Source organism: Nonomuraea pusilla (assembly GCF_900109355.1).
In the GTDB taxonomy this organism is placed as follows: Bacteria; Actinomycetota; Actinomycetes; order Streptosporangiales; family Streptosporangiaceae; genus Nonomuraea; species Nonomuraea pusilla.
The window spans coordinates 130,066-142,865 of record NZ_FOBF01000004.1; the positions used below are offsets into that span (position 1 = coordinate 130,066).

13 protein-coding genes are annotated in these 12,800 nt (G+C 73.6%); 5 read left to right on the plus strand and 8 right to left on the minus strand.

Going from position 1 to position 12,800, the window contains the following annotated elements; translation table 11 throughout:
- Nucleotides 1-76: 76 nt before the first annotated feature.
- Both tsaA and BMX74_RS09585 read left to right on the plus strand, forming a co-directional pair.
- Nucleotides 77-484, plus strand: coding sequence for a tRNA (N6-threonylcarbamoyladenosine(37)-N6)-methyltransferase TrmO (tsaA, locus tag BMX74_RS09580; RefSeq protein WP_055503254.1), 408 nt, complete (start codon nt 77-79; stop codon nt 482-484).
- 82 nt (nt 485-566) lie between these two features.
- Nucleotides 567-1,349, plus strand: coding sequence for an alpha/beta fold hydrolase (locus tag BMX74_RS09585; protein ID WP_091099756.1), 783 nt, complete (start codon nt 567-569; stop codon nt 1,347-1,349).
- A gap of 98 nt (nt 1,350-1,447) precedes the next feature.
- Here BMX74_RS09585 and lipA read toward each other — a convergent pair whose 3' ends face one another.
- The 8 genes from lipA to BMX74_RS09625 all read right to left on the minus strand — a co-directional run bounded on the left by lipA (nt 1,448) and on the right by BMX74_RS09625 (nt 10,456).
- Complete coding sequence (lipA, locus tag BMX74_RS09590) at nt 1,448-2,377, minus strand: lipoyl synthase (protein WP_055503252.1); 930 nt, start codon at nt 2,375-2,377, stop codon at nt 1,448-1,450.
- Nucleotides 2,378-2,425: 48 nt separating this feature from the next.
- Nucleotides 2,426-3,409: a M48 family metallopeptidase gene (locus BMX74_RS09595; RefSeq protein WP_091099762.1), complete on the minus strand. Its 984-nt coding sequence runs from the start codon at nt 3,407-3,409 to the stop codon at nt 2,426-2,428.
- A 102-nt stretch (nt 3,410-3,511) separates the two neighbouring features.
- Entirely contained in the window at nt 3,512-4,207 is a 696-nt protein-coding gene (gene lipB / locus BMX74_RS09600) for a lipoyl(octanoyl) transferase LipB (protein ID WP_091099763.1), read from the minus strand.
- Nucleotides 4,208-4,245: 38 nt separating this feature from the next.
- Complete coding sequence (locus BMX74_RS09605) at nt 4,246-4,983, minus strand: Type 1 glutamine amidotransferase-like domain-containing protein (protein ID WP_055503249.1); 738 nt, start codon at nt 4,981-4,983, stop codon at nt 4,246-4,248.
- A gap of 34 nt (nt 4,984-5,017) precedes the next feature.
- Complete coding sequence (locus BMX74_RS09610; RefSeq protein ID WP_091099765.1) at nt 5,018-5,911, minus strand: TIGR01777 family oxidoreductase; 894 nt, start codon at nt 5,909-5,911, stop codon at nt 5,018-5,020.
- Between the two features lie 153 nt (nt 5,912-6,064).
- Nucleotides 6,065-7,528, minus strand: coding sequence for a 2-oxoglutarate dehydrogenase, E2 component, dihydrolipoamide succinyltransferase (sucB, locus tag BMX74_RS09615; RefSeq protein WP_091099767.1), 1,464 nt, complete (start codon nt 7,526-7,528; stop codon nt 6,065-6,067).
- A gap of 36 nt (nt 7,529-7,564) precedes the next feature.
- Nucleotides 7,565-8,929: a dihydrolipoyl dehydrogenase gene (gene lpdA, locus BMX74_RS09620; protein ID WP_055503246.1), complete on the minus strand. Its 1,365-nt coding sequence runs from the start codon at nt 8,927-8,929 to the stop codon at nt 7,565-7,567.
- A 51-nt stretch (nt 8,930-8,980) separates the two neighbouring features.
- On the minus strand, nt 8,981-10,456 hold the full coding sequence (locus tag BMX74_RS09625; RefSeq protein ID WP_055503245.1) for a leucyl aminopeptidase: 1,476 nt from the start codon (nt 10,454-10,456) through the stop codon (nt 8,981-8,983).
- A gap of 106 nt (nt 10,457-10,562) precedes the next feature.
- Here BMX74_RS09625 and BMX74_RS09630 point away from each other — a divergent pair, with 106 nt between their 5' ends.
- Genes BMX74_RS09630 through BMX74_RS09640 form a run of 3 tightly spaced genes read left to right on the plus strand, consistent with a single transcriptional unit; the run spans nt 10,563 to nt 12,791 of the window.
- Complete coding sequence (locus BMX74_RS09630; RefSeq protein ID WP_055503244.1) at nt 10,563-10,910, plus strand: GntR family transcriptional regulator; 348 nt, start codon at nt 10,563-10,565, stop codon at nt 10,908-10,910.
- Entirely contained in the window at nt 10,907-11,902 is a 996-nt protein-coding gene (locus BMX74_RS09635) for a hypothetical protein (RefSeq protein ID WP_055503243.1), read from the plus strand. Before BMX74_RS09630 ends, BMX74_RS09635 begins: the two co-directional genes overlap by 4 nt.
- Before the next feature lie 4 nt (nt 11,903-11,906).
- Nucleotides 11,907-12,791 carry a CPBP family intramembrane glutamic endopeptidase gene (locus BMX74_RS09640; RefSeq protein WP_091099770.1) on the plus strand — a complete coding sequence of 295 codons (885 nt, stop codon included), beginning with the start codon at nt 11,907-11,909 and terminating at the stop codon, nt 12,789-12,791.
- The last annotated feature ends 9 nt before the right edge of the window (nt 12,792-12,800 follow it).

Below are 12,800 nucleotides of genomic sequence, written 5' to 3' on the forward strand. Positions count from 1 at the left end.
ATATCTTGGACTTCTGTCGGTGCCGGGCGGCACAGTGGATCCGGAACGGAGAACTGATCAGACGAGGAGCGGGGCCATGGAGTTCACGCTGGAGCCGATCGGGCAGGTCGAGTCGCCGCTCACCGAACGCCGCCAGGCGCCCAGACAGGGCGACGAAGGGGCGCCGGAGGCGTGGCTGGTGTTCGGCGAGCACGTCCGCGAAGGGCTGCGCGACCTGCGCGAAGGCATGGACGTCCTGGTGTTCACCTGGCTCGACAGGGCCGACAGGAAGACCCTCGTGGTCCACCCGCGCGGCGACACCGCCAGGCCGCCGCAGGGCGTCTTCAGCACCCGCGCGCCCGACCGCCCCAACCCGATCGGCCTCCACCGCGTGCGGATCGCCGCCGTCGAGGGCCTCAGGATGCGCGTACGCGACCTGGAGGCACTCGACGGCACCCCGGTCCTCGACGTCAAACCCGTCATCGGCGGCGCGGCCGAACGATGACCCTTCGCCCGGTCGCCCCAAGCGCGCCCTGCGGGCCCGGCCGCACGACCACCCCCCTTCCCCCCGAACCGAGGAGACTCCCTTGCAGCACGTCACGTCCGCCGACGGCACCCCCATCGCCTACGACCGCACCGGCGAGGGCCCCGCGGTCGTCCTCGTCGGCGGCGCCTTCGGCGACAGGCGCGAGCCCACGCTCGCCGGCCTGGCCGCCCTGCTCGCCCCCTCCTTCACCGTCTGCGTCTACGACCGGCGCGGCAGGGGCGACAGCGGCGACGTCCACCCGTACGCGGTCGAGCGTGAGGTCGACGACCTCGCCGCGCTCGTCGCCGCCCTGGGAGGGGAGGCGCTGGTCTTCGGCGGGTCGTCCGGCGGCGCGCTCGCCCTGGAGGCCGCCGCGCGCGGCCTGCCCATCACCCGGCTGGCCGTGTTCGAGCCCCCGTACGTCACCGACCCGGCCAGGCCGCCGCTGCCGGGGGAGAAGGAGCTCACCGCGCTCGTCGAGTCAGGCTTCCGCGACCAGGCCGTCGAGCTGTTCCTGACCGGCGGCGCCGACCTGCCCGCCGAGATGGTCGCCCAGATGCGCGCGCAGCCGTTCTGGGCGGCGATGGAGGACGTCGCGCACACCCTGGCGTACGAGGCGGCCGTCGTCGGCCCCGGGCCCGTCCCCGCCGAGCGGCTCGCGGGGGTCGGCGTGCCGGTGCTCGTGCTCGCCGGCTCGGAGAGCTCGCCCAGGATGCGCGACGCGGCGGCGGCCGTCACCGCCGCCCTGCCCGACGCCCGCCTGCACACCCTGGAGGGCCAGGCGCACGGCGCCCTCGACCCGGCCGCCCTCGCGGACCTCCTCACCCGCTTCTTCACCGCCTGACCGGCGCGGGCCCGGACACGCGAGAGCCCCCGAGCGGACGCGCCCGGGGGCTCTCGCGACGGGGTCCGGCGTCACCGCCGGACGGCCAGGGACCTGTCTCAGGCGTTCTCGCGGGCCGCGATGGCCTGCTGGTAGAGCCGGCCCGCCCGGTACGACGAGCGCACCAGCGGCCCCGACATCACGCCCGCGAACCCGATGGCCTCGGCCTCGGCCTGCAGCTCGACGAACTCCTCCGGCTTGACCCACCGCTCCACCGGGTGGTGGCGCGGCGTCGGCCGCAGGTACTGCGTGATCGTCAGCAGGTCGGTGCCGGCGGCGTGCAGGTCGCGCATCGCCTCGACGACCTCCTCGCGGGTCTCGCCCATGCCGAGGATGAGGTTCGACTTGGTGACCAGCCCGGCCTCCCTGGCCATCGTGATCACATCGAGGGAACGCTCGTAGCGGAACGCCGGGCGGATGCGCTTGAAGATGCGCGGCACCGTCTCGACGTTGTGGGCGAACACCTCGGGCTTGCTGGAGAAGACCTCGCCGAGCTGGTCGCGGTTGCCGTTGAAGTCGGGCACCAGCAGCTCGACGCCGCAGCCGGGCAGCAGCGCGTGGATCTGCCTGGCCGTCTCGGCGTACAGCCAGGCGCCGCCGTCGGGCAGGTCGTCGCGGGCCACGCCGGTGACGGTGGCGTACTTCAGGCCCATCTGCTGGACCGACTCGGCGACCCGGCGCGGCTCGTCCTTGTCGTACTCCTTGGGCTTGCCGGTGTCGATCTGGCAGAAGTCGCAGCGGCGCGTGCACTGGTCGCCGCCGATGAGGAACGTCGCCTCGCGGTCCTCCCAGCACTCGTAGATGTTGGGACAGCCCGCCTCTTCACAGACCGTGTGCAGGCCCTCCCGGCGCACGAGCGATTTCAGCTCGGAGTACTCGGGGCCCGTCCTCAGCTTGGTCTTGATCCACGGGGGCTTGCGCTCGATAGGGGTCTCGGCATTGCGCACCTCCAGGCGGAGGAGCTTTCTGCCTTCAGGAGCAACGGTCACCAGCCCAGCTTACGTCTCGCCGCGCCCTGACTCTCCAGGGGGCGGGGGTCAGCTGATGAGGCCGAAGCCGCGCACCGCCCTGGCGTAGTGCGGCTGCAGCTCGGCGTCGACGCGGTCCGACTCGGCGGCGTCGAGCAGCTCCGACCGCGGCGCCTCGTCCAGCACGCCATCGTCGGTGAGCCTGGAGCGGGCCAGCACGCCCTGCCTGATCGCCGACACGCTCTCGCCCCGCAGCGCCGCCGCCTGCATCGGGGCCAGGTAGCCGCCGCGCGCCATCAGGGCGTCCAGCTCGTCCAGCTCCGCCGCGGACGCCGCCCGCAGCGCCCTCGCCCGCGCCCGGTCCCGCGCCCGCCCGTCGCCGGCCCGCGCCAGCCGCTTCAGCACGTACTCCGTCAGCAGGACGGGCCCGCCCAGCACCCGGCCGATGATCCGGCCGAAGAACCCCATCACCTCGTACGTGGTGCCCGGATGGTCGACCGCGCCGAGCGACGCCGAGGCGATCGTGGTCTGCGCCTCCTCCCTGGCCCGCAGCGGCGCGGCCCCCACCAGGGCGTCGCGCCAGGCGGCGAGGGTGCCGAGCGCGGTCTCCACGACGACCTCGTCGCCGGAGGGGACGCGCGAGCAGGCGGCGGCCAGCAGCGCCACCCGCCGCCGGGGCGACAGCGCCAGCCACAGCGGCAGGCCGATCGTCAGCGCCGGGGTCCGCAGCAGGCCCAGGTGCTCGTAGCGGGCCTCCAGCGACAGGTCCCTCACCGCGACCCGCACGGGCCGTCCGACGCCGACCCGGTCGGCCACGCGCCCGGCGAGGGCGTACAGGGAGGGGGCGGCGGAGCGGTCGAGGACGTCCGCGTCGGAGGGCAGCCGGCCGAGGCGCGGGCGCAGCACCCAGCCCACGGCCACCGCCAGGCCACCGAGCAGCCAGCCGGCGAGGGACCCGCCGCTGACCACGATCGTCCAGCCGCCCGCGGCGAAGAACGCCAGCGTCAGCAGGTGCACCAGTGACGCCAGGAGGAGAGCGAGCGCACGCTTCACACGGGCGATCGTAGGCCGGGGCGGACCGCGTTTTCAGCGCTGTTCGGTGCCGATTCGGTTACCTCGCCGGGGTCGCCGCCGCCTGCACCGCTGTCCCGGCGCTCACCGGCCGCGCAGCAGGTCTTCCTCGTGCAGCTCGAACGACTCCAGCCCCAGCGCCTCGGCCAGCCGCTTCTCCGCGATCGGCATGACCTCCTCGACCACGATGCGGCGTCCCGTCTCGGCCGACAGCGACGACACCCCGGCGTCGGAGAAGCCGCACGGCGAGATCCGGTTGAACCAGCGGGGGTCGTTGGCGCAGTTGAGGGCGAAGCCGTGCATGGTCACGCCGCGCGAGACGCGGATGCCGACCGCGCCGAGCTGCCGGTCGGGCAGGCCGAGCGCGGTGTCGCCCGCCGCCCACACCCCGGGACGGCCCTGCACGCGCCGCGCCGTCACCCCGAAGTCGGCGCACACCTGGATCATGGTGTCCTCCAGGCGGCAGACGTACGAGGTGATGTCGGAGACGGCGACGATCGGGTAGGCGACGAGCTGCCCGGGGCCGTGCCAGGTGACGCGGCCGCCGCGGTCGACGTCGACGACAGGGGTGCCGTCGGCGGGCCGCTCGTGGGGCGCCGTGCGCTTGCCCGCCGTGTACACGGGCGCGTGCTCCAGGACGAGGACGGTGTCGGTCAGCTCACCCGCGACGCGCTTGTCGTGGACCCAGCGCTGCAGCGCCCACGCCTGCTCGTAGGGGACGTCCACACCGAGACGGACGATGGCGAGTGCGTGGGGATCGACCCCGTGGATGGGGCGCATGGGGCCATTGTGCCGTTCCGTCACGCATCAAGGGTAATTCAGGCGGTCAGCAGCCGGGGCTCGATCCTGAACTCCTTCACGCCGTTGCCGCCGTCGGGCTCCACCCGGTACGCCCCGCCGCCCGGCGTGACCGACACCGCCTGGATGAACTCGGTGCCCACGTAGTGCAGGCCCACGCCCTCGTCGGCGGCGTAGCCGGCGGGCAGCTCGCCGTCGGCGACCGAACGGTGCAGGAGCGAGCGGCGCTGCGGGTCGGAGTCGTAGTGGACGCCGCACGAGTACGGCAGCAGCGCCAGCCCCTCGGCCCAGGGCCGCAGCTCGGGGCCGAACGAGTCGGTGTTGCCGCCGACGTGCCAGCACAGCGCGCCCGCGCTCTGGCCCGACAGCACCACGCCGGACCGCCACGCCTCCTCGAACGCCTCGTCGAGGCCGTGCAGCCGCCACAGCGCCATGAGGTTGGCCACGCTGCCGCCGCTGACGTAGATCATGTCCTGGTCGAGCATCCAGGCGCGCGGGTCGTCGACGTTGGGCATGGGGAAGACGGTCAGGTGGCTGATCTCGACGTCCCAGCCGGCGAAGGCGCCGTACATCTTGAGCAGCCAGTCGGAGTCGTCGCCCGTGGCGGTGGCCAGGAGGCCGAGCTTGGGGCGGTCCTGGCCGGTGAGGTCGAGGGCGTAGCGGAGCAGCCCGCTCGCCTCGATGAAGCCGTGGCGGGAACTCGGGCGGAACGAGCCGCCCCCGATGGCGAGAATGTGCGACTGGCCGGACCTGGTCATTGTCTGCAACCCCCTGGCGAAGGACGAACGGCACCTAGAGTACGGCGCTCAGCGCCTCGTCGAGGCGGGTATGGGCGAATCGATACCCGCTGTCCAGCAGCTTCGCGGGCAGGACGCGGTGGCCGGAGAGCAGGCCCTCCCTGGCGAACTCGCCGAGGCCCACGGACAGCGCGAAGGCGGGCACGGGCATCGGCATCGTGCCCTTGCGCAGCGCCTTGCCCAGGGTCCTGGTGAACTCCTCGTTCGTGACCGGGGTGGGGGAGGTGAGGTTCACCGGCCCCTCCACGTCCTGGTTCTTCAGGATGTGAAGGGTGGCGCCCACCCAGTCGTCCACGGCGATCCACGACCAGAACTGCTTCCCCGTGCCGAGCGGCGCCCCGAGGCCCATGCGGAACAGCGGCAGCATGCGGCCGAGCGCGCCGCCCTCGCCGCTGAGCACCAGCCCCGTGCGCAGCTGCGCGGTGCGCACGCCCCACTCGGCGGCCCGCCGCGCCTCGCCCTCCCACTGCTCGCACAGGTCGGACAGGAACCCCCGGCCCTTCGGGGTGCTCTCGTCCACGATCGCGTCGCCGGTGTCGCCGTAGAAGTCGACGCCGGACGCCGACACGAGCACCGTGGGCGGCCGCGACAGCTCGCGCAGCGCCCCGACCAGCACGCGGGTGCCCTGCACGCGGCTGCCGACCAGCTCGCGCTTGTACGCCTCGCTCCACCGCCGCTCCGCGACGGGCGCGCCCGCGAGGTGGACGACGGCCTCGGCCCCCTCCAGGGCAGCGCGGTCCACGGTGCCGTCCCTGGGCTGCCAGAACGCCTCACCGGGGCCGCGCGGCTCCCGCCGTACCAGGGCGACGACCTCGCGGCCCTCGGCCCGCAGCGCCCGCGTCAGCGCCGTGCCGAGCAGGCCGGACGCGCCCGTCACAATGATCGCCATGCTCCAACCGTACGCCGCGGCCCCCCGGAGGCGATGACCGGACGGCGACGGCGCGGGCAAGGAACGGGGCAAGAAGCGCGGCGAGGAACGAGGTGAGAAACGGCGCGGGGCCGGGCGGAAAGCCGCCCGGCCCCGGCACGGGGTGCCACCGCGTCAGGCGAGCCCGAGCTGGGCCTCGAAGCGGCCCTCCTCCAGGCGGCGCTTGACCGTGGTGAGGAAGCGCGCGGCGTCGGCGCCGTCGACCAGGCGGTGGTCGTAGGTGAGCGCCAGGTACACCATCGAGCGCACCGCGATGACCTCGCCCTCGGGCGTGTCGATCACGACGGGCCGCTTGACGACGGCGCCGGTGCCCAGCATGCCGACCTGCGGCTGGTTGAGGATCGGCGTGTCGAACAGCGCGCCGCGGCTGCCGGTGTTGGTGAGCGTGAACGTGCCGCCGGTGATCTCGTCGGGGGTCACCTTGTTGGCGCGGGTGCGCTCGGCCAGGTCGGCGGTCTTGCGGGCGAGGCCGGCCAGGTTGAGGTCGCCGGCGTTCTTGATGACCGCCGCGATGAGGCCGCGGTCGGTGTCGACCGCGATGCCCAGGTGCTCGACGTCGAAGTACGTGACCTCCATGGTCTCGTTGTTGATCGTCGCGTTGAGCTTGGGGTGCTGCTTGAGCGCCTCGATGGCGGCCATCTCGAAGAACGGCATGAACGACAGCTTGACGCCCTCGCGGCGCAGGAAGTCGTCCTTGGCCTGCTCGCGCAGCCGCGCGATCTTGGTGACGTCGACCTCGACCACGGTGGTGAGCTGGGCGGCCGTCTGCAGCGACTCGACCAGGCGCTTCGACATCGTCTGGCGCAGGCGCGACATCTTCTCGGTGCGGCCGCGCAGCGTGGTGTCGACCTGGACGGGCTCGGGCGCGGCGGCGACCGGGGCCTGGGCGGCGGGCGCCTGGGCGGCCGGGGCGGCGGCCTGCGCGGCGGGGGCCTGGGCGGCCTGCTCGCGCTTGGCCTTGGCGGCCTCCAGGACGTCCTGCTTGCGGATGCGGCCGCCGACGCCGGTGCCGCTGATCGCCTCCAGGTCGACGCCGTGCTCGGCGGCGAGCTTGCGCACCAGCGGCGTGACGTACGGGCTCTCGCCGCCGGACACCGGGGCGGCCTCGGGCGCCTGGGCGACCGGCGCGGGCTGCTGCACCGGCGGGGCGGCGGCGGGAGCCGGGGCGGGCGCGGCCTGCGGAGCCGGAGCCGGAGCCGGAGCGGCCGGGGCGGGCTGCGGGATCGAGGACACCGGGGCGGCGGGCGCCGGGGCGGGCTCGGGGGCGGGAGCCGGAGCCGGCTGCGCGGCGGGCGCGGGAGCGGGAGCGGGAGCGGCCGGGGCGGCGGCGCCGGCCTGCGCGTTCTCGTCGATGATCGCGAGCTCCGCGCCGACCTCGACCGTCTCGTCCTCGGCGACGACGATCTTGGTCAGCACGCCGGACGACGGCGACGGGATCTCGGTGTCGACCTTGTCCGTCGAGACCTCGAGGAGCGGCTCGTCGGCCTCGACGCGCTCGCCCTCCTTCTTCAGCCAACGGGTTACCGTGCCCTCGGTCACGCTCTCGCCGAGCTGGGGCATCTGTACGGAGACCGGCATCGTTATCTTCTCTCGCGTTCTGATTCGAGGGCTGGACTAGTTGTGTACGTGCAGAGGCTTGCCGGCCAGGGCCAGCATCGCCTCACCGACCGCCTCGGACTGGGTCGGGTGTGCGTGGATGAGCTGGGCGACCTCGGCGGGCAGCGCCTCCCAGTTGTAGATCAGCTGGCCCTCCGTGACGAGCTCGCCGATGCGCCGGCCCACCATGTGGACGCCGACGACGGGGCCGTCCTTCTGGGCGATGACCTTCACCGCGCCGGAGGTGCCGAGGATCTGGCTCTTGGGGTTGCCCGCGAGGTCGTAGACCTGCTCGACGATCTCGATGCCGCGCTCGGCGGCCTGCTTCGAGGTGATGCCCACGGAGGCCACCTCGGGGTCGGAATAGGTGATGCGCGGGACGCCCGCGTAGTCGATGGGCGGCGGGTTGAGCCCCGCGATGTGCTCGGCCACCATGATGCCCTCGGCGAACCCGGCGTGCGCGAGCTGGAGCGTGGGGATGAGGTCGCCGATGGCGTACACGCCCGGCACCGAGGTGCGGCAGTGCTCGTCGACCACGACGGCGCCGCGCTCGATGGCGATGCCCTGCTCCTCGAAGCCCATGCCGCCGGAGACGGCGCCGCGGCCGACGGCCACGAGCAGCAGCTCGGCGTCGAGGGTCTTGCCGTTGGCCAGGGTGACGACGACGCCCGTCTCGGTGGTCTTGGCGCTGTCGAAGAAGACGCCCAGCTCGTACTTGATGCCGCGGCGGCGGAAGGCGCGCTCCAGCAGCTTGGAGCTGGACTCCTCCTCGGTGGGCAGCAGGTGGGGCAGCGCCTCGACGATGGTCACCTCGGCGCCGAACGAGCGGTAGACGCTCGCCAGCTCCACGCCGATGACGCCGCCGCCCAGCACGATGACCGACGTGGGGACGCGGTCCATCCTCAGCGTGTGCTCGCTGGTGATGACGCGCTCGCCGTCGATCTCCAGGCCGGGCAGCGACCGGGGAGCCGAGCCCGTGGCCAGGACGATGTGGCGGCCTTCGTAGACCTCGGAGCCGACCTGGACGCGGTCCGGCCCGACCAGGCGGCCCTCGCCCTCGACGATCGTCACGCCCGCGCCCTTCAGCAGGCCCTGGACGCCCTTCCAGGCCCGGTTGACGATCTTGTCCTTGAACGCGTGGACACCGGCGACGTCGATGCCCTCGAAGCGCGCCTTGACGCCGTACGCCTCGCTCTCGCGGGTCTCGTCGGCGATCTCGGCCGAGTGCAGCAGGGCCTTGGTGGGGATGCATCCCCTGTGGAGGCAGGTGCCGCCGATCTTGTCCTTTTCGATCAGGGCGACCGACTTGCCCAGCTCAGCCGCCCGGAGCGCGCAGGCGTAACCGCCGCTGCCGCCACCTAGGACGACGATGTCGTAGGCCACAGGAAGGCTCCTTGTAGGGGTGTTCGTGATGCCGTCATCTTTTCATTGGTTTCAGATGCTCGCGTGCCGCTCGGCGAGACCGATGAGCGTGCGGGTGATCGCCCCCGTGCCGCCCTTCGGGACGTAGCCGTACGGTTCGCCCTTGTTGAAGGCGGGCCCGGCCATGTCGATGTGGGCCCAGCGCACCCCGTCGGGCACGAACTCCTTCAGGAAGACGCCCGCCGCGAGCATGCCGCCCCAGCGCTCGGGCTGGAGGTTGGCGATGTCGGCGACCGGGGAGTCGAGGCCCTTGCGCAGCTCCTCGGGCAGGGGCATGCCCCAGGCGCCCTCGCCCGCGGCGCCGGCGGCCTCGACGACGAGCTCCCTGACGGCGTCGTCGTTGGCCATGACGGCGGCGGTGCGCCAGCCGAGCGCGACGATCTGCGCGCCGGTGAGGGTGGCGACGTCCACGATGAGGTCGGGGGAGTCCTGGGCGGCGCGCGCGATGCCGTCCATGAGCACCAGGCGGCCCTCGGCGTCGGTGTCGAGCACCTCCACGGTCTTGCCGCTGTAGCTGCGGATGACGTCGGACGGGCGCTGGGCGGTGCCGCTCGGCAGGTTCTCGGCCAGGCAGAGGTAGCCCACGGCGTTGACGGGCAGGCCGAGCCTGGCGATGCCGACCAGGGCGCCGAAGACCGCGCCCGCGCCGCTCATGTCGGACTTCATCCAGTCCATGGAGGCCGATGGCTTCAGCGACAGGCCGCCGGAGTCGAACGTGATGCCCTTGCCCACGAACGCGAGCGTCTTGGACGCCTCGGGGTGGGTGTAGGACAGGCGGACCAGCCGCGGCGGGTTCGCCGAGCCCTGGCCGACGCCGATGAGGCCGCCGTAGCCGCCGTCCTTGAGCTGCTTCTCGTCGAGGATCTCGACGCCCAGGCCGGTCTCGGCGGCCGCGCGCTCGGCGATCTCGGCGAACTTGGCCGGGTTGAGGTCGGAGGGCGGCGTGTTGACCAGGTCGCGCACGAGCGTGACCGCCTCGGCGAGCACCGCGGCGCGCTCGGCGACCTGCTCCGCGCCCTCGGCGCCGGAGACGACGGTCAGCTCGGCGACGGGCTCCTTGCGCTCGCCGTTCGTGCGGTAGCGGTCGAAGGCGTAGGCGCCGAGCAGGCCGCCGAGCGCCACGGCCTCGGCCTCCTCGGCGGTGCCCGCGGGCAGGGCGAGCGCGGCGCGGGCGGTGCCCGCCAGTGACCGTACGGCGGCCCCTGCGGCACGGCGCAGGCCTTCCAGGTCGGGCGAGTCGCCCAGGCCGACGGCGACCAGCACCGGCGCGGCGATGGAGCCGAAGGTGGGGAGCTTGGCCAGCTCACCGGGCTTGCCGCCGAAGCCGAGCGCGGCGAGCGAGGTGGCGAGGCCGCCTCCGAAGGCGGTGTCGAGGGTTTCCGCGCCCGCTGCGGGGCTGAGGCCGTCCTGGCCTGACCTGAAGCCGACGATCAACGCGTCGGTGTCGATGGAGACTGGATCTGCTGAGTTCAGCCGCACAGTGGTCACGTAAACCGATGCTATCCACGGTTTCTGCGTACTCACAAACAGGGGTTCATCCCACCAATACCGCGTTGCGCGCTGGAGAATTGATGGTGCTAGTGTCATTAGCACCATGTTGCTCACGCTCGATCTGAACGACGCCCGGCCCCTGCACGAGCAGGTCGCCGGGGCGATCCGCCGCGCGATCGGCGAAGGGGCCTACGCCCCCGGCGACCGCCTGCCACCCGCCCGCGACCTGGCGCAGGCACTCGGCATCAACCCCAACACCGTCCTGCGCGCGCTGCGCGACCTGCGCGACGAGGGCCTGCTCGAGTTCAGGCGCGGGCGCGGCGTCAGCGTCGCGGGCCGCGCCGACGGCCGCGCCCTGCTCGCCCAGCGGGCCCGCGAGCTGCTGGACGAGGCCAAGAGATACGGCTACGGCCGTGACGACCTCATCACCATCCTGGAGGGACTTCCATGACACCCCGAGCCATCGCAGCGTCGTGGGGCCTGCTCGTCGCCACCCTGCTCGCCGGCGTGCCGCTGGCGCTGCGCGACCGGCTGCCCGACCCCCTGGCCACCCACTGGAGCGGCTCCGTCCCCGACGGCTCGATGTCCTTCACCGTCCACGTCCTGAGCGACCTGGGCCTGTGGGCGCTGCTGTGGGGCTCGGCCTTCGGCATCGCCCTGTACGGGCGGGCGCTGCGCCGCAGGCTCAGCCGCACGTACTTCTGGGGAGGGCTGTTCGGCGGCGGCGTGTTCGTCCTCGGCGTCGCCGCGTCGTCCCTCGCGGCCAACCTCGACGCCCCCACCTGGAGCGACGCCCGCATGCCCGGCTGGCACGTCGCCCTCGTCCTCGGCCTGGCCGCCGCGACGGGCGCGCTCGCCGGCCGCCTCGGCAGGGGCGAGCCCGACCAGCGCCCGCCCGAGGGCGAGCGTCCGCCCAGGCTCAAGCTCGGCCCCGGCCGGCGCTCGGTGTGGGTGGGCCGCGTCTCCAACCCCTGGCTGACCGGGCTCACCGCGGTCGCGGCCGCCGGGCTCGCCGCCGTCGCGCTGCTCTCGCTCACCGGCGCGGTCGAGGGCGAGACCGTCACGGCCGCCCTGCCCGCGCTGGCCCTGGCGCTGCTGGCGGGCGTGTTCACCTCGTCCGTCAGCGTGCGGGTGACCGAGGACGGCGTCGCGATCGGGTTCGGCCCGCTCGGCTGGCCCGTGCGCAGGATCAGGCTGTCGCAGATCGACACCGCCTGGTCGGAGACGCGCTACCCGAGCCAGGTCGGAGGCTGGGGCCTGCGCGGCTTCCCCGGCACCGCCACCATCATGCTGCGCGGCGGGGACTGCCTGATCCTGCGCTACCGTTCGGGCGGACAGCTCGCCGTCAGCATCGACGACGCCGCCCGCGCCGCGTCCCTCATCAACGCCCTCATCCCCGACCGGGGCCCGTCCACGCCCTCATCCTCGACCAGGACCGCGTGAAGCCATGAAACCGCTCCCCCTCTTCCTCGTCCTCGCCCTCGCGCTGTCGTGGGCGGTCGCGCTGCCCCTGTGGCTCGGCGGCGGGCTGAACACGCCGTTCCTTCCCGCGCTGGCCACGCTCATGATGTTCACCCCCTCGATCGGCGTGCTGGGCGTCTGGCTCCTCACCAGGACCCCGGCCCGCGCCTGGGCGAGGGAGACCGGGCTGACCCTCGGCCCGCGCCGCGGCCGCACCGGCCTGCTCGTGCTCGGGGCGTGGCTCGGCGTGCCGCTGCTGGTGGCGCTGGCGCTCGCGCTCAGCGCCGCGCTCGGCCCGGCCTCGCTCGACCTGGGCGGCCTCAGCCTGTACCGCGAGGCGCTGCGGGCGCAGGGCCTCACCCCGCCCGCCGACCTCGGCACGGCCGCCGTCACCCAACTCGTCGTCGCCGTCGCGATCGGCCCGGTGCTCAACGCCGTGCCCGCGCTCGGCGAGGAGTGGGGCTGGCGCGGCTGGCTGGCGCCCAGGCTCGTCTCCTCCAACGGCGTGCTCCGCGGGCTGGTGCTGTCGGGCATGATCTGGGGGCTGTGGCACGCGCCGCTGACCCTGCTCGGCTACAACTACCCCCGCCTCGGCTCCTGGGCGGCGCTGTTCTTCACCGGCTTCTGCGTGCTCGCCGGTGTGATCCTCGGCTGGCTGAGGCTGCGGTGCGGCAGCGTGTGGCCCGCCGTGGTCGCGCACGGCTCGCTCAACGCCGTCGCCCCCGCCGTGCTGCTGCTCGGCGACGCCGCCGCCCCGCCGAACGAGGTGCTCGCGGGCCTGACCGGCCTGGTCGGCTGGGCGCTGCTCGCCGCCACCGGCTGGGCGCTGCTGAAGTTCTTCCCGGTACGCGAGCCGCAGCCGGTCGCCTGACCCCGCAGT